This is a genomic window from Polaribacter porphyrae, from assembly GCF_002954685.1.
GTDB classification, from domain to species: Bacteria; Bacteroidota; Bacteroidia; order Flavobacteriales; family Flavobacteriaceae; genus Polaribacter; species Polaribacter porphyrae.
In genome coordinates this window covers 3,146,920-3,162,453 of the sequence record NZ_MSCN01000001.1, presented here as the reverse complement: position 1 = coordinate 3,162,453, position 15,534 = coordinate 3,146,920, and the positions used below count along the sequence as shown (strand labels likewise).

At 29.2% G+C, this 15,534-nt stretch carries 14 protein-coding genes and 1 tRNA gene; 11 read left to right on the top strand and 4 right to left on the bottom strand.

Going from position 1 to position 15,534, the window contains the following annotated elements; translation table 11 throughout:
- Positions 1 to 4 precede the first annotated feature (4 nt).
- The 4 genes from BTO18_RS17705 to BTO18_RS17505 all read left to right on the top strand — a co-directional run bounded on the left by BTO18_RS17705 (position 5) and on the right by BTO18_RS17505 (position 2,333).
- Positions 5 to 175, top strand: a complete 171-nt coding sequence (locus BTO18_RS17705; RefSeq protein ID WP_170063280.1) for a hypothetical protein — start codon at positions 5 to 7, stop codon at positions 173 to 175.
- 4 nt (positions 176 to 179) lie between these two features.
- Positions 180 to 617 carry a type II toxin-antitoxin system RelE/ParE family toxin gene (locus BTO18_RS14270; RefSeq protein ID WP_105016872.1) on the top strand — a complete coding sequence of 146 codons (438 nt, stop codon included), beginning with the start codon at positions 180 to 182 and terminating at the stop codon, positions 615 to 617.
- Between the two features lie 119 nt (positions 618 to 736).
- Entirely contained in the window at positions 737 to 1,699 is a 963-nt protein-coding gene (locus tag BTO18_RS14265; protein ID WP_105016871.1) for an RHS repeat-associated core domain-containing protein, read from the top strand.
- Positions 1,700 to 2,132: 433 nt separating this feature from the next.
- Entirely contained in the window at positions 2,133 to 2,333 is a 201-nt protein-coding gene (locus tag BTO18_RS17505) for a hypothetical protein (protein ID WP_146106946.1), read from the top strand.
- A 29-nt stretch (positions 2,334 to 2,362) separates the two neighbouring features.
- Here BTO18_RS17505 and BTO18_RS14260 read toward each other — a convergent pair whose 3' ends face one another.
- The 3 genes from BTO18_RS14260 to BTO18_RS14250 form a co-directional block, all read right to left on the bottom strand.
- Positions 2,363 to 2,674 (bottom strand): hypothetical protein, encoded by a 312-nt coding sequence (locus BTO18_RS14260; RefSeq protein WP_105016870.1) that lies wholly within the window; start codon positions 2,672 to 2,674, stop codon positions 2,363 to 2,365.
- Positions 2,675 to 2,678: 4 nt separating this feature from the next.
- Positions 2,679 to 2,930 carry a hypothetical protein gene (locus BTO18_RS14255; RefSeq protein WP_105016869.1) on the bottom strand — a complete coding sequence of 84 codons (252 nt, stop codon included), beginning with the start codon at positions 2,928 to 2,930 and terminating at the stop codon, positions 2,679 to 2,681.
- Between the two features lie 252 nt (positions 2,931 to 3,182).
- Positions 3,183 to 3,256, bottom strand: a tRNA-Asn gene (locus BTO18_RS14250).
- 187 nt (positions 3,257 to 3,443) lie between these two features.
- On the opposite strand from BTO18_RS14250, the gene BTO18_RS14245 reads away from it, so the two are divergent.
- On the top strand, positions 3,444 to 6,176 hold the full coding sequence (locus tag BTO18_RS14245) for a 2-oxoglutarate dehydrogenase E1 component (RefSeq protein WP_105016868.1): 2,733 nt from the start codon (positions 3,444 to 3,446) through the stop codon (positions 6,174 to 6,176).
- A 28-nt stretch (positions 6,177 to 6,204) separates the two neighbouring features.
- Entirely contained in the window at positions 6,205 to 7,407 is a 1,203-nt protein-coding gene (gene odhB / locus BTO18_RS14240; protein ID WP_105016867.1) for a 2-oxoglutarate dehydrogenase complex dihydrolipoyllysine-residue succinyltransferase, read from the top strand.
- Positions 7,408 to 7,459: 52 nt separating this feature from the next.
- Here the strand turns inward: odhB and BTO18_RS14235 are convergent, their stop codons facing one another.
- On the bottom strand, positions 7,460 to 8,848 hold the full coding sequence (locus BTO18_RS14235; RefSeq protein WP_105016866.1) for a 7TM diverse intracellular signaling domain-containing protein: 1,389 nt from the start codon (positions 8,846 to 8,848) through the stop codon (positions 7,460 to 7,462).
- A gap of 166 nt (positions 8,849 to 9,014) precedes the next feature.
- On the opposite strand from BTO18_RS14235, the gene lnt reads away from it, so the two are divergent.
- From lnt to BTO18_RS14210, 5 genes are all read left to right on the top strand, one after another.
- Positions 9,015 to 10,571 carry an apolipoprotein N-acyltransferase gene (gene lnt, locus BTO18_RS14230; RefSeq protein WP_105016865.1) on the top strand — a complete coding sequence of 519 codons (1,557 nt, stop codon included), beginning with the start codon at positions 9,015 to 9,017 and terminating at the stop codon, positions 10,569 to 10,571.
- A gap of 11 nt (positions 10,572 to 10,582) precedes the next feature.
- Complete coding sequence (locus tag BTO18_RS14225) at positions 10,583 to 11,758, top strand: T9SS type A sorting domain-containing protein (protein ID WP_105016864.1); 1,176 nt, start codon at positions 10,583 to 10,585, stop codon at positions 11,756 to 11,758.
- 95 nt (positions 11,759 to 11,853) lie between these two features.
- Positions 11,854 to 14,250: a helix-turn-helix domain-containing protein gene (locus tag BTO18_RS14220; protein ID WP_105016863.1), complete on the top strand. Its 2,397-nt coding sequence runs from the start codon at positions 11,854 to 11,856 to the stop codon at positions 14,248 to 14,250.
- A gap of 14 nt (positions 14,251 to 14,264) precedes the next feature.
- Positions 14,265 to 15,023, top strand: a complete 759-nt coding sequence (locus BTO18_RS14215) for a polysaccharide lyase family 7 protein (protein ID WP_105016862.1) — start codon at positions 14,265 to 14,267, stop codon at positions 15,021 to 15,023.
- Between the two features lie 67 nt (positions 15,024 to 15,090).
- Positions 15,091 to 15,462, top strand: coding sequence for a VOC family protein (locus tag BTO18_RS14210; RefSeq protein WP_105016861.1), 372 nt, complete (start codon positions 15,091 to 15,093; stop codon positions 15,460 to 15,462).
- Positions 15,463 to 15,534 lie beyond the last annotated feature (72 nt).

The following is a 15,534-nucleotide window of genomic DNA, read 5'->3' as shown; positions in this document are numbered from 1 at the left end:
GATTATGAGTGATAAATATTATAACGGAGATAAAGAAGTTTCCAAAGAAGAATTTGATAAAGAACGTCAGCGAGTTATTGCTCAACGAATTAAAGATGCAGAAAATGAAGAGAATTTAATTGATGATGAAGATTTAGAATTTTATTTAGAGGAATTACAAAAAATGGAATCATAAAAAGTTGGATTATAAAATTAAATACACAAAGGAATCAATTTCAGAATTAAACAAGGCTTTTACTTTTTATAGGTCTAAAGAATTAGATTTAGGTCAACGATTTAAAAAATCCTTTCAAAAAATAAAACTTGAATTAAAAGAAAACCCAAAACTATTTAAGCAAGTAGAAAATAATCATAGAAGAGCTATTTTAAGTTCTTCTTTTCCATTTACAGTTCATTATTTAGTAAACGAAAAAACACGAATTGTAAAAATTATTGGAGTATTTCATCAGAGTAGAAATCTTGAATTAGTTAAAGAGAAAATTAAGATTCGAAAAATTCATGAACTTAAACATGAAATGAAGATGAAGAATCGAATGAAAGAACTTGAAAAAACGCGAAAAAGAAAAGAATTAGAAAAAGGTAAAGGAATAGATAGATCAAGATTTAGAAGTAGATAATAAAATAAAGAATGGATAATAATTCTAAATTGAAAATTATTATCAAAAGTATAAGTTCTTTGAAAATACCGTATTAAAACCTAGATAAAGGTTGTAAAAATTGTTAAAAGGTCAAAAAAATGACCTTAGATGACTATCCATTCGGCTTAAAACATAAAGGGTATAATAACGTAACTACGAGTAATGGAAATTCTTTGGCGCAGAAGTTTGGCTACAATGGGATGGAGTTAAATGACGAACTTGGACTAGAATGGCACGACTTCGGTGCTCGTAATTATGATGCCGCACTTGGAAGATGGATGAATCTTGACCCCTTGGCTGAGCAAATGCGTAGGCATTCTCCTTATAATTATGCTTTTAACAATCCTATATATTTTATTGACCCCGATGGTATGGCTCCAGTTGATTGGTATCTTGATGCAAAAACAGGAAAATTATTAGGTGAAGACGGTGCAGCATCTAACAACATAAGAGTTATCCATAAAGAAGATTTTAACGATATAAAATCTGGAAATGGTGGTTCTACCAAATCACTAAAAGCTACAGCACAACTCCAGTCTTCTAGTAGTGTTGTAACTATAGATAATAAAACAATTAGATCTAGTATAGACGATGTAAATAATGAAACTGTTTCAGATCAAACTGCAGAAAGACAAACTTATATAGTTTTAAAAACAGATCCTTACAGTGAAGGAAATCCTACAGCAGAAGTTACAGCTATTAGAGGAAATGATGGTGTAGACGGAGAGACAACAATGTCAGTAGATACCAAAGCTAATGGAGTTCAAACTGTAAAAGGAGGTAAGAATATATTACTAGGTCAAGTACATTCTCATAATTTAACTTCTGATCCAGGTAAAGTTAACACTCCAGGAACCTCAACAAAAGATCTTAATGCCTCAAATAGTTTTAATGTTCCTATTTATGCAATTGATTCATATAAGGGTAAATTGTCAATAGGTTTTAGTGGACCTGATATGCATAAAGTATCGAATGGTAAAAAAACTAATTTTATAGGTACAACTGCGACATCAAATATTGGTAAAGATGCTTTGAATACTTTTTTGAAAGCTCAATTTTAAGTTTAAATAGTTATGAAAAAAATAGAATTATTAAGAGTATTACTTTATTGCACTATTTTGTTGTTTATGTCTTGTAAATCGGATATATCAAAAGAAGAAAGGATATCGACAGCGATTCTTTTACCTATGAAATTGTTGATGCCAATGAGTTTCAAGAATTAGAGAATAGTATCAATTCAGCACTCAATTTCTGTATTGAAAAAATGGAGTCGCAGACCTCTTTAAGTAAAGAAACAAAGTGATTTTTACCTAGCTGTCGGGCTTCCCGACCGCCAGAGTTCGCCATTTTAAAAGTGGCGAGGGTAAAACTCAATAAATCAAACAGTTGTAAGTACCTCGCCACAAAAACTAAAAACACAAGCAAGGTCGAGAGGCTCGACACCCAATACATAGAAAATCAACAAAAAGATACTGAAATAAGTTCAGCATAAAAATGAAGAAACTACTGCTAAAAAGCACCTCATTTATCACATTGATAGAAAGCTATACCGAATGGTTAGATGTGCTTGGTTATGCTTCTTCTGTAGAAAATCACAATGAACTTAAGGAGTCAATAAAAAAATTAAGAGAAGATTTTTACTTCTTTAAAAAATCTTTAGAAAAAGGAAGTGTGAATTTTGAAGGTATTAAATAAAGTAAAAAATAATGGAGAGATATAATCTATTATTTTTTATAATTTAAAAATCTTTTTAGGTCTTTAGGGTTGTCTTTATTATTCCAGAATAAAAGAAGTTCAATAGTTTGAGTGTCTTCAAAAATATCAAAATATAAAGTCGTCTGCTTAGAAATAACAAAAGACCTCATATTAGTTTTTTCTGAAATTTTACCTTGAATAATACCAGATTCAAGTTTGTCAACAAAATTGTCAACTAAATCCATAAAGTTAATGATTTGAGTAATAGTCCACTTATCACTAATCTTTTTTAATTCTTTTGCATAGGATAATTCAGCAGAGGGAGTCCAAATAACATTCATATTACTATCCAGTAATTCCGTATTGTTTACGGAAGTCAGCCATCACTTTTTTGTGAGGTCGAACTTTTCCTTGGCGAGCTTGTAATCTGCTTTCCATAAGTAAATCTTGAATTTCTGCAGGAAGTTCATCATAAAAATCTGATGATTTTTCTTCAGAGGAATAACTGATATGTAAAGCATTTACCATACGCAAAAACTTATCATCTGATGAGTTAATAATATCAACTAATTTATTTTTTAATTCAACTGTTCCCATAATTATAAATGATTACTCTAACAAATATACACAAATTATAACACAATTTGTGTGATATTAGTACAACATAAATCATTCCAAACCATATTTTCTAAATAAATATTAGGTGGTTTGAGAACAAAAAAGTAGCTTTGGTTTTAAGCTATGCCGCTTCTTTGAATGAACTGATAGCGATAATTGTTAGTAAACATAAGGGTTTCCGAAGATTGGAAATAAAAAAACCTCACCAAAATGGTGAGGTGTCTAGAAAAGCTCCCCCTCTTGGACTCGAACCAAGGACCCTCTGATTAACAGTCAGATGCTCTAACCAACTGAGCTAAGGAGGAATTTGCATCCCATGCTTGGGTTTTGCGAGTGCAAATATATATTTTTTTAAAATATTGCCAAATACTTTTTAAAACTTTTTTTAATAAAAGTTTAAGTCTTTTTATTATTAAAAATAAACAAGTCTTTATTGTTAAAATTGTATTTTTGCTGTAATAATTAGCTTATATAAAAAGCATAAACTATTGTATGGATAAATTTTCGTTCCTAAACGCAGCACATACTGGCTTTATAGCCGATTTATATGACCAATATTTAATTAATCCAGATTCTGTTGAACCTAGTTGGAGAAGTTTTTTTCAAGGTTATGATTTAGCCAATGAAAATTATTCTCTCACAGATAATGATAATTCAACTGCAGAAATACCTTTAGAAGTTCGTAAAGAGTTTTTAGTGATAGATTTAATTAACGGTTATAGAACTCGAGGTCATTTATTTACAAAAACAAATCCAGTTAGAGAAAGAAGGCAATATCAACCTACTTTAGCTATCGAAAATTTTGGTTTATCCGAAAACGATTTAGATAAAGAATTTTCTGCTGGAGAAATTCTAGGGCTTGGAAAAACTTCCCTCTCAAATATCATAGAAAACTTAAAGAGAATATATTGCGATTCAATTGGAGTTGAATATATGTATATGCGTAATCCTGAAAAGTTAAAGTGGTGGCAAAATCGTTTAAATGATAATGATAATCACCCTAAATACTCTGTAGATTCTAAAAAGTACATTTTATCAAAATTAAATCAAGCTGTTACTTTTGAAAGTTTTTTACAAACAAAGTATGTTGGTCAAAAACGTTTTTCATTAGAAGGTGGAGAAACACTAATTCCTGGAATTAGTGTTATGTTAAGAGAAGCTGCTGAAAAATTTGGTGTTAAAGAATGTGTTTTAGGAATGGCTCACAGAGGTCGTTTAAATACTTTAGTAAATATCTTTAAAAAACCTGTTAGAGATCTTTTTAGTGAATTTGAAGGTAAAGATTTTGAAGATGAAGATATAGATGGTGATGTAAAATATCATTTAGGCTTAACATTGAGCAAAACCTATAGAGATGGTAATGAAATCAAAATGAATTTGGTTCCAAACCCATCACATTTAGAAACTGTTGCAGCTGTTGCAGAAGGAATTACAAGAGCAAAAATTGATAGAAAATATGATGGCGATTCAAGTAAAATTTTACCAATTGTAATACATGGAGATGCAGCTATTGCTGGGCAAGGAATTGCTTATGAAATAGTACAAATGGCAAAACTAAATGGTTATAAAACTGGAGGAACAGTTCATATTGTGGTAAATAATCAAATAGGATTTACTACCAACTATTTAGATGCACGTTCAAGCACTTATTGCACAGATGTTGGTAAAGTAACCCTCTCCCCTGTTTTACATGTTAATGCTGATGATACAGAAGCTGTATGCCATGCAATGCAAATGGCTCTAGAATTTAGAATGAAGTTTAAAACCGATATTTTTATTGATTTATTAGGATATAGAAAATATGGACATAATGAAGGTGATGAGCCTCGTTTTACACAACCAAAATTATATAAGGCAATTTCAAAACATAAAAATCCAAAAGCCATCTATGCAGAAAAATTGATAAAAGAAGGCTCTATTGATAAAGATTATGTTGAAGAAATTACCAATGAGTTTAAAGAAATGCTAAACCATGAATTTGATAAATCTAAAGAAGATAAAACTTCAAAGGTTAAAGAATTCATGAAATCTACTTGGGAAGGTTTTGAAAGAGAAGACCAAGAAGCTATGTTAACTTCTTTGGATACAACATACCCTGTTGATAAATTAAAAGGTATTGCTAAAGTGGTATCAACAGTTCCTGAAGGTGCAAATTTTGTAAGAAAAGCAGAACGTATCTTAAAAGGTAGAACTAAAATGGTTTTTGAAACCAACGAATTAGATTGGGGAATGGCAGAAAATTTAGCCTATGGTTCTTTAATGGAAGAAGGTTTTAATGTTCGTATTTCTGGGCAAGATGTTGAAAGGGGAACTTTTTCTCACAGACACGCTATTTTACGTGATGAAAAAACTGAAGAAAGAATTAACCTGTTAAATACAAACCCAAATAATAAAGGAGAAATGACAATTTACAATTCGTTATTATCTGAATATGGAGTTTTAGGTTTCGATTATGGTTATGCAATGGCCAATCCAAATACTTTAACTATTTGGGAAGCTCAATTTGGAGATTTTTCAAACGGAGCTCAAATAATGTTTGATCAATATATTTCTGCTGCTGAAGATAAATGGAAAGTTCAAAATGGAATTGTAGTTCTATTACCTCATGGATATGAAGGGCAAGGCTCAGAGCATTCATCTGCAAGGATTGAGCGTTATTTGCAATTATGTGCAGAAGATAATATGACTGTTGCAAATTGTACAACTCCTGCAAATTTCTATCATTTATTGCGTCGCCAAATGAAACGTGATTACAGAAAACCTTTAATTGTGTTCACACCAAAAAGTTTATTACGTCATCCAAAAGCCATTAATTCTATAGAAGAGTTAGCAACAGGTGAATTCCAAGAGGTTATAGATGATACACTAAACATTGATGGAGTTAAGAAAATGGTGTTCTGTATGGGTAAATTTTATTATGATTTACTAGCAGAAAGAGAAGAACTAAATAGAGAAGATATTGCCTTAATTCGAATTGAGCAATTATTCCCTTTGCATAAAGAAAAGATTCAAAAGATTATAGACAGGTATCCAAATGTAGAAGAGTACATTTGGGCACAAGAAGAACCAAGAAACATGGGAGCTTGGAGTTACATGTTGCAACGTTTTGAATTGAAAAATTTAAGTGTTCGTTCTCGTAAATATTATGCTGTACCAGCTGCAGGCTCTAGTACACGTTTTAAAAAGCGTCACAGAGCAGTTATCGATAGTGTTTTTAATAGTTAGAAAAATTTCAGAATAAAAATAAAGAAACATGAGTGTTTTAGAAATGAAAGTTCCTTCACCAGGAGAATCAATTACAGAAGTAGAAATTGCAACTTGGCTAGTTGAAGATGGAGATTATGTTGAAAAAGATCAACCTATTGCAGAAGTAGATTCAGACAAAGCAACCCTAGAATTACCAGCAGAAGAAAGTGGAATCATCACTTTAAAAGCAGAAGAAGGTGATGCTGTTGCAGTTGGTGAAGTAGTGTGTTTAATAGATACAAGTGCTGCAAAACCAGAAGGAGATACAGCAACCAAAAAAGAAGAAGCACCTAAAGAAGAAGTTAAGGAAGCTCCAAAAGCGGCTACTTATGCTACAGGAACAGCTTCTCCAGCAGCTAAAAAAGTATTGGCAGAAAAAGGTATAGACACTTCTTCTGTAAAAGGAACAGGAAAAGATGGTAGAATTACGAAAGAAGATGCTGTAAAGGCAATCCCATCTATGGGAACTCAACCTGCTAACGGAACTCGTGGAACAGAGCGTAAGAAAATGTCTATGTTACGTAGAAAAGTAGCAGAACGTTTAGTTGCTGTAAAAAGTGAAACAGCCATGTTAACTACGTTTAACGAAGTAAATATGCAACCTATTTTTGATTTACGTAAACAATTTAAAGAAGACTTTAAAGCGAAACATGGAGTTGGTTTAGGCTTTATGTCTTTCTTCACGTTAGCAGTTGTAAGAGCTTTAAAAATGTATCCAGATGTAAACTCTATGATTGACGGAGATTTTCAAATAAAACATGATTTTCAAGATATTTCTATTGCAGTTTCTGGTCCTAAAGGATTAATGGTACCTGTAATTAGAAATGCAGAAAACTTATCTTTTAGAGGAGTAGAAAGTGAAGTAAAACGTTTGGCTTTACGTGCAAGAGATGGTCAAATCACTATTGATGAAATGACAGGAGGAACATTCACAATTACTAATGGTGGCGTATTTGGTTCTATGTTATCTACACCAATCATAAATCCTCCACAAAGTGGAATTTTAGGGATGCACAATATTGTAAACAGACCTATTGCTGTTGATGGTGCTGTAACTATTGCTCCTATTATGTATGTGGCTTTATCTTACGATCATAGAATTATTGATGGTCGTGAATCTGTTGGTTTTTTAGTGGCTGTTAAAGAAGCGTTAGAAAATCCTGTAGAATTGTTAATGGATAATAACCCAGCAAAAGCGTTGGAAATGTAAAATTGTTAGAATTTTAGACAATTAGATTTTTAAATATATAGATCCCAAGTTTTTACTTGGGATTTTTTATTTTAGCTACAATATCAATTGCTTCATTTTTAGTATTAATATTTAATTTCTGATAAATATTTCTGATATGGTATTTTACAGTATTTAAAGTAATAAACAATTCATCTCCTATTCTTTGATTTGTATATCCTTTAAAAATTAACAACAACACATCTGCTTCTCTATCTGATAAATTATTTTCACGAATTAAACTTTCAATATTTGTTTCTTCAGAATTATTACTTTTAAATGCGTTTATTTTAGTTAAATATTCTTTAATCTCTTCTTTAAATTTTTCGTTTTCTTTATGCAACATTTTTATTCTATAAGTAATAGCGTATGTTAAAATTAACATTTCGAATATTGCTCCAAACTTTACAGTATTTAGAGAAATATTTTGTGTTTTAAAACCTAAATCAACAGGGACTACAAAAAAGATTGCAGAAAATAATATTAAAGAATAACCAAATACAAAAAAGATTGCAAATTGATGTTTCTTTAAAATAATTACGGCAAGTACCCAATAGTAGAATAGAATAAATAATGAAATAGTATTTGCTATTGCTATAAAAACATATTTATGAGTAGGAATAAATAAGAAAAAAGTAAGTACAGCTATAAAGAGTAAAACCAGTCCAATTCTATTGCTTTTTGGCAAAAAGTAGGCTAGATTCAAAAAACGATTTGCAAACAGTGCTCCAAAAATTGGAATTAAAGGATGTGTTAAAACTGTACTATATTTCAAAAGAGAAGAAGGTATTATCACTTTTAATAACCCTTCATAATCTGAAATACTTAAATTGATAGCAATTAAAAATAAACAATAATATAAGAAAGTTTTATCTTTTAATGAAAAGAAAAAAAACACATTCACAATAAGAACCATCAAAACAAACCCATAATAGATTCCGTTTGTAAAAAAAGCATATTTCTCTTTTAATTGACTTCTTTTAAATTCTTTTATTTTTAATGGAAAGTGAACTTGATTTTTAAAATGAACCTTAAAATAGTAAGTAAATTCTTTTTTATGATTATCTATTGCCAAAGAAAAATGAGTCTCTTCAATATTACTATATGGTATAATTTCAAAATTTCTATAAACAATTATATCAGCAATTGTACTTTCTTTTATGTCAAAAATAATTGTCTTGTAATCTTTTTTATCTAATAAATTTATTTTAAACCAATAAATACCGTTTTGAAACCCAATTTTAGGATTTTCTAACACTAACATTTTTTTATTAGTTATAGAATGTATTGTTTCAGCCTCTTGCAGATCTTTAAAATAAGAAATTGAAAATTTTAAATTATTACTATTATTTTCTTGAAAGATACAAGAAACAAAAAAGAAGAGTAAAATTATTAATAAAGTAGGTTTAATGATTTTTCTCAAGATATAAGACGTTTATTTTTTTTCAAAAATACAAAATCTAATATCTATTAAAATAAATTAATTTTCTGTTTTTACTATTAAAAAATAGGCTTTTTTAACAAAACCACCTCTTTTGGGTGGGCGATAATTAAAGCATATATATCATTTTTGTAATCAAAATTAATAAATGATATTTTTAAAGAGAACTCCCTTGTGGTTGATTTCTGGTGTATTATATGGCTTATCTTGGCCTATATTTCAACAAGTAAATTTATCTTTTTTAGCTTGGTTTGCTTTTGTACCCTTGTTTCTTTTTTTAGAAAAGAACACAGATAATTTTACCAAAAGCATAACGTCAAGTTTTGGCACTGTGGTAATTTTTGAAATGATAGCTGCAGGATGGCTTTTTAATTTTCCAACAACTACTTTAAATGTATTACTAATGTTCTTTTTAGAAGACATTTGGTTTTTCTTCCCTTTCTTTATTTTTTATTTCTTTCAAAAAAAATTTACATTTCAAAAATCCATCTGGTTATTTCCCTTTATTTGGATGATTTGGGAATGGATTTATCTAGAGCTAGAGTTTACAATGGGTACGCATCTTTCTGCGTATTCCCAAAGCAGTAATCTTTGGCTTATTCAATATATAGATATTACTGGAATGTGGGGAATATCTTTTTGGTTACTTTTTTTTAACGTTCTAACTTTTAAAGCATATAAAAACTGTAATGAGGAGTTATTTTCGTTATCATTCTTAAAAAAAATCAGTTTTATTGCTTTACTAATGCTAGGTATACCGCTTATATATGGTATGTATAGTGCCAACAAATACAAAGATTTAAAAGGTAAAAATTTAAATGTTACTGTTGTTCCCACTCAATTTACCGCAAAAGAACTATTAAATCCCGAAAATTACTATTGGATAATAGAAAATACTTTAAAAAAAACAGATTCTTTAGCTCTTCGTATGAAAGATAAAGGAATATATAGTGATTTGTATGTATGGCCAGAATCTGGATTAGTATATTCATTACAGGAATCAAATTTAGAGGCTATACTTTTTGAAGCTGTTACTGATTGGAAATCTGCATTAATAACAGGAGGAAGAAGTATAAAAGACACAATAAGAGAAGAAGAAAATGGTGGAAATTACGTTTCAGGAATTTTAATTTCACATAAAGATAGAAAGCCTAGTTATCATCATAAAACAGTTTTATCTCCAGGTCAAGAAGGTATTCCTTACCATTCTTTACTTGCTAAAATACCTAATTTTCCGATAAAAGAAAATGACCCTCGTTTTTTTAATAAAGGAAAGCACTCTAAACCCATAGAGTTAATCACAAAAAATAATACTTCTTTTTTAATAGGAGTTTCTCTGTGTTTTGAGCAATGGTATCCAAAACATTGGGCAGAATTATCAAAAAATGGAGCAGAAATTTATACCCATTTGGCTGCAGAAGGTTGGTATGGTGATGTTGGTTTTATGACTTTTATGGCTAATGTATCTAGAATACGTTCCATAGAAAATAGAAAGCAAACTGTACGTTCTGCAAATATTGGAATTTCTTGTTTTATAGACCAATTTGGAAGAACAACAAAAATAAATGATAAACCTTATCTACCTGTAAACAAAACGCTAATAGCTTCTAATAGCACTACTTTTTATGCAAAAAATCCTAATTTTTTTCCATTTTTGGTAGGTCTAATTTTTTTAATAGTAACAATAAAACAATCTTTAACTTAAAATAATATATTATGAGAAAACATCTACCCATTTTATCATTACTCTTTTTTCTATTAATGATAAACTCAATACAAGCAATCGTATTAGCTATTGGATCTAGTAATCTTAAAAGTGCAAACCTATCAAAACCAAAATATTTTAAGAGAACATATAACCATTTTGAAGTTAATAAAAATGCTAATATTGTTAAAAAAGAAGATGATATTGAAATAACATTCGAAGATTTTACCAATCATTTTGAAATAGGAAAACAAAGAATTGTTTCTGTTACTAGTGGTTCAGTTTCTATGGATATAGGTAAAATTTCTTCTGGAGTAAAAGAAACATGGGTTTTACCAAATCTTTCTTCAGTTAACGGGTATAAAGCTTTTACTGTTGAACAAGAAAGCGCAATTGGTACAAAACTTTATAATATTGCTGAGTATGGAACACATCACTTATCATCTACTAGTTCAAATACTAAAGAACTTTATGATTTAACGACAGGAGATTTATTTTTTATTGGATATAGTACTATTGAAGATGGAGATTTTGTAGCATACCAATATGATCAAACAAAAGCACCAATACCAATAAAAATAGGTTTAGAATTTAAATCAATTGTAAAACTTGAAGACGATGATAATTCGTCAAATTATGTTCAATACACAGATACTTATTATGTAATTGGTCAAGGCACATTACAAACCTTTGATGATGGTGATGCTGAAGCTATGAAAATGATTTATAGAGAGGAAGAAAAAGAATTTGAGAACAACATAGAGATCTCACACAGAGAGCGTTATAAATTGGTTTTTTACAGTAAAAAAGGACATTATGTTACTGCTGAAATTACTGATCCTTGGAATTCAGAAGATACTGTAAATTTAGAAAATATGATATATCAAAAATTAGCAGGTAAAACAGCTTCTGTAAATGATGAATTACTAACAGATATTACCATTTTCCCAAACCCTATTGCTACAGGTGCAACGCTTACAATCGATTCTAAAATTTCACTAAAAAATCATATTGTAGATATTTACAACACAAACGGACAAAAAGTAAGCAGTCTTCCGTTTGCTGAAAAAAATAGTAATCAGTATGAAACTACAATTTCTAACAATTTAGCAGAAGGAATTTATTTTTATAAAATTCATGATAAAAAGGGGAGTTTTATAAAAAACGGAAAACTTTTAATCAAATAATAAAATTTAATCAATTTTAACACAATCCCAAGCAAATGCTTGGGATTTTTTTATTTCATCTAAATTGATTTTATATCTTGCAATAAAAAGCTCAAATGCCAAAAAATCCTGAACTAGAACTTGCTTTCGATTTTATCAATAAAACCGATAGAAACCTTTTTATAACAGGAAAAGCTGGTACTGGTAAAACAACTTTTTTACATAAAATAAAAAATGAATCTTTAAAAAGAATGGTCATTGTTGCTCCAACAGGTGTTGCAGCCATAAATGCAAAAGGAGTAACTATTCATTCTTTTTTTCAAATGCCTTTTGGTCCTATTTTACCAAATCAGACTAATAACCAGCAACAACGTAGATTTTCCAAAACAAAAATTGATATTATAAAATCGTTAGATTTAGTAATCATTGATGAAATTTCTATGGTTAGAGCAGATTTGTTAGATGGTATAGACCAAGTAATGAGACGTTATAAAAACCGAAATAAAGTTTTTGGTGGAGCTCAAGTTTTAATGATTGGAGATTTACAACAGTTAGCTCCAGTAGTAAAACCTAATGAGTGGAGTTTACTGCAACAATATTATAATACAGTATATTTTTTTAGTTCTAAAGCTTATCAAGAAGCCAATGTGGTTTCAATAGAATTGAAACATATTTATCGTCAAAAAAATGAAGATTTTATTAAAATATTAAATGAAATTAGAAACGATAGTTTATCCTCGGAATCAGAGAAAGTATTAAATAGAAGATACAATCCAGATTTTTCACCTACAAAAGAAGAAGGTTACATTACTTTAACAACACATAATAGAAGAGCTAATGCAATCAACGAATCTGAACTCAATAAACTAAAAAATAGCACTTATTTTTTTGATGCAGAAGTTAAAGGAAAGTTTAACGAAAACGCTTATCCAAATGACGAAAAGCTAGCATTAAAAATTGGAGCTCAAGTAATGTTTATCAAAAATGATTCATCATTAGAAAAAAGATATTTTAACGGTAAAATAGGAATTATTACAGATATTTCTAGAGAAACAGTAACAGTACAGTGCCCTAATGAAGTAGAAGAAATTGTTACAGAACATGAAATGTGGGACAATGTAAATTATTCTATTAATGAAGAAACTAAAGCAATAAAAGAAGACATTATTGGCTCTTTTAAACAAATTCCTTTACGTTTGGCTTGGGCAATTACCATTCATAAAAGTCAAGGGTTAACGTTTGAAAAAGCTATTATTGATGCTGAAGCTTCTTTTGCTCATGGGCAAACTTATGTAGCTTTAAGTAGATGTACTTCTTTAGAAGGTTTGGTTTTAAAAACCCCAATTTCTAGCAATGCAATTATTAATGATGCTACTGTAAGTTCGTTTAATGAAACTGTGGAAGAAAATCATCCTGATGAAAGAGAGCTATTAGATTCTGAAAAACAGTTTCAATTGAATTTAATTTCAGAATTATTTGATTACCAACCGTTTTTGTATCCTATAACTAGAATGATTGATATTTTTTACAGAAATCAAACTTCTATTAAAGGCGATATTATAGATCATTTACAAACGATTAAAGATGATGGAGTTGTAGCTTTGATGAAGGTTTCAAACGAATTTAAAAATCAGTTAAATAAAATTTCAGAGACTAATATCCTCCCTGAAAATAGTAGTCAAATTCAAGAACGATTTACAAAAGGCGTAGATTATTTTTTAACAGAAACCATTAATAAAATAGTAACTCCTTTATCAAAAATTGAATTTTCGTCTGATAATAAAGCTGTAAAAAAAGACTTCACAAAACAGTTTGATAATTTACAAGAAAAGTTATCAGAAAAGGTTTTTGCTCTTAAAAAAATGACAGAAGGTTTTAAAATAAAAGATTATTTAAAAGTGAGAGCTGACGCTGTTTTACAAAAAACAGCACCTAAAAAAAAGAAAAAATTATCAACTAGAAAAGATCCTTTATTGGCATTAAAATTGCGTGAATTACGTGATGAAATTAGAATTGCAGAAAATATACCAGCGTTTCAAATTTTTACGCAAGAGACCTTATATGCTATATGTGATGCTTTACCCAGAACAGAAAAAGAGCTTTTAAAAGTAAATGGAATGGGTAAAATTCGCGTAAAAAAATACGGAGAAGAAATTTTAGAAGTTATTGAAACGTATTGCAAAGAAAACGGAATTAATAAATTTAACGAACAAAAAAAAGAAGATAAAAAATCTACGAAACAAATTACTTTTGAACTATTTAAATCTGGTTTATCACCTAAAGAAATAGCTAAAGAACGTAGCCTAACTTTAAATACAATTCAAAGTCATTTAATGTCATTTATACCAACAGGAGATGTTGATATTTTAGAGTTAATCCCTTTAAAAAAGTATAAAAAAATTATTAAAGAAATAGAAGAAGTTGAGTTTAAAAACTTAACAGAACTTAAAGAAAAGGTAGATAAATCATTTACTTTTATGGAACTACGAATGGTATTATTATCTATGAATTAAAAAAAATTAAGAACATGTTACAAAACTCATATAAATTTTTATTAATAATCATACTTTTTATAGGTAGCTCTAGTAATAGGTTAAATGAAGAGATACTTTATAAAAAATCTTTAGAGGGTAAATCAGATTTAAACAACTCAAAAGCAGTAGATTTTGGAGAACTAGTTGTAGAAACTAGTTGGATATCTAAAGATAAAAGAAATAGAGATACTTTTAAAGCAAGTGAAATAGATGATAAAGAGTGGATGGATGTTTATGATAATGGAATTGTAAAAATGACCTGTCTTGCTCCAAAAAGTCATAGAACAGAATTAAAAGAAAATGCTGGAGTTGAATCATCTTTAAACACTTTTAAAAAGATGGAATATACAGCTACCTTAAAAAACATACCTTATAATGGTGTAACTATAGCACAAATTCATAATAGAGGTGGTGTAAAAAGACCTTGGATTCGTGTTTATGTAGATGATGATAGACACATAAAAATTAAAGCAACAGAAACCACACCAGATGAAAAAAAATCTACTTATAGCACTTATGTAGGTCCCTTATACACTGCTGAAAGTGAATTTTCTATAAACATTACAACACAAAATGGTTTGGCTACTTTTGAAATAAAAAATGAAGGGACTTCTTTTAGCAAAACCTTATCTCCAAGTTCAGATTGGAATAAATATAAAAATAATTATTACTTAAAAGCAGGTGTTTATACAGAAGGCAATGATGTTGAACCAATTCTAGAAATTAGTGCTTTTTCTATACTATACAAATAAGTAATGAAAAATGTAGATTTATTCCTTTTTTGTTAACTTTATAACATCAATCAAAAACTTTTTAAATATGAAATTAGGTGCAATGTCCATCAGTTTAGCAGTAAAAGATATTCATAAATCAAGAGATTTTTATGAAAAACTAGGGTTTACTGTTTTTGCAGGCGAAATCGAAAAGAATTATTTAATCTTAAAAAACGGAAACGCTTTAGTAGGTTTATTTCAAGGAATGTTTGAAAATAATATTCTAACTTTTAATCCTGGTTGGGATGAATCTGCCAATAAATTAGAAGATTTTGATGATGTAAGAACCATTCAACAACATTTAAAAAGTGAAGGTGTAAAACTAGAAACAGAAGCAGATGAAACGACTTCTGGACCTGCAAGTTTTGTGGTTTTAGATCCTGATGGAAATGCTGTTTTGATTGATCAGCACGTTTAGTTTTTTTTAAATATTTTGAATTTGTCATTTCGAAATGAGCTTTTTCAGCGATTGAGGAATTTTATAAATAGA

Excerpts from the sequence above, each read along its gene's own strand:
- BTO18_RS14260 (WP_105016870.1), bottom strand. The coding sequence starts at position 2,674 with ATGAATGTTATTTGGACTCCCTCTGCTGAATTATCCTATGCAAAAGAA.
- BTO18_RS14245 (WP_105016868.1), top strand. The coding sequence starts at position 3,444 with ATGGATAAATTTTCGTTCCTAAACGCAGCACATACTGGCTTTATAGCC.
- BTO18_RS14225 (WP_105016864.1), top strand. The coding sequence starts at position 10,583 with ATGAGAAAACATCTACCCATTTTATCATTACTCTTTTTTCTATTAATG.
- BTO18_RS14215 (WP_105016862.1), top strand. The coding sequence starts at position 14,265 with ATGTTACAAAACTCATATAAATTTTTATTAATAATCATACTTTTTATA.
- BTO18_RS14265 (WP_105016871.1), top strand. The coding sequence starts at position 737 with ATGACCTTAGATGACTATCCATTCGGCTTAAAACATAAAGGGTATAAT.
- BTO18_RS17705 (WP_170063280.1), top strand. The coding sequence starts at position 5 with ATGAGTGATAAATATTATAACGGAGATAAAGAAGTTTCCAAAGAAGAA.
- odhB (WP_105016867.1), top strand. The coding sequence starts at position 6,205 with ATGAGTGTTTTAGAAATGAAAGTTCCTTCACCAGGAGAATCAATTACA.
- BTO18_RS14255 (WP_105016869.1), bottom strand. The coding sequence starts at position 2,930 with ATGGGAACAGTTGAATTAAAAAATAAATTAGTTGATATTATTAACTCA.
- BTO18_RS17505 (WP_146106946.1), top strand. The coding sequence starts at position 2,133 with ATGAAGAAACTACTGCTAAAAAGCACCTCATTTATCACATTGATAGAA.
- lnt (WP_105016865.1), top strand. The coding sequence starts at position 9,015 with ATGATATTTTTAAAGAGAACTCCCTTGTGGTTGATTTCTGGTGTATTA.
- BTO18_RS14210 (WP_105016861.1), top strand. The coding sequence starts at position 15,091 with ATGAAATTAGGTGCAATGTCCATCAGTTTAGCAGTAAAAGATATTCAT.
- BTO18_RS14220 (WP_105016863.1), top strand. The coding sequence starts at position 11,854 with ATGCCAAAAAATCCTGAACTAGAACTTGCTTTCGATTTTATCAATAAA.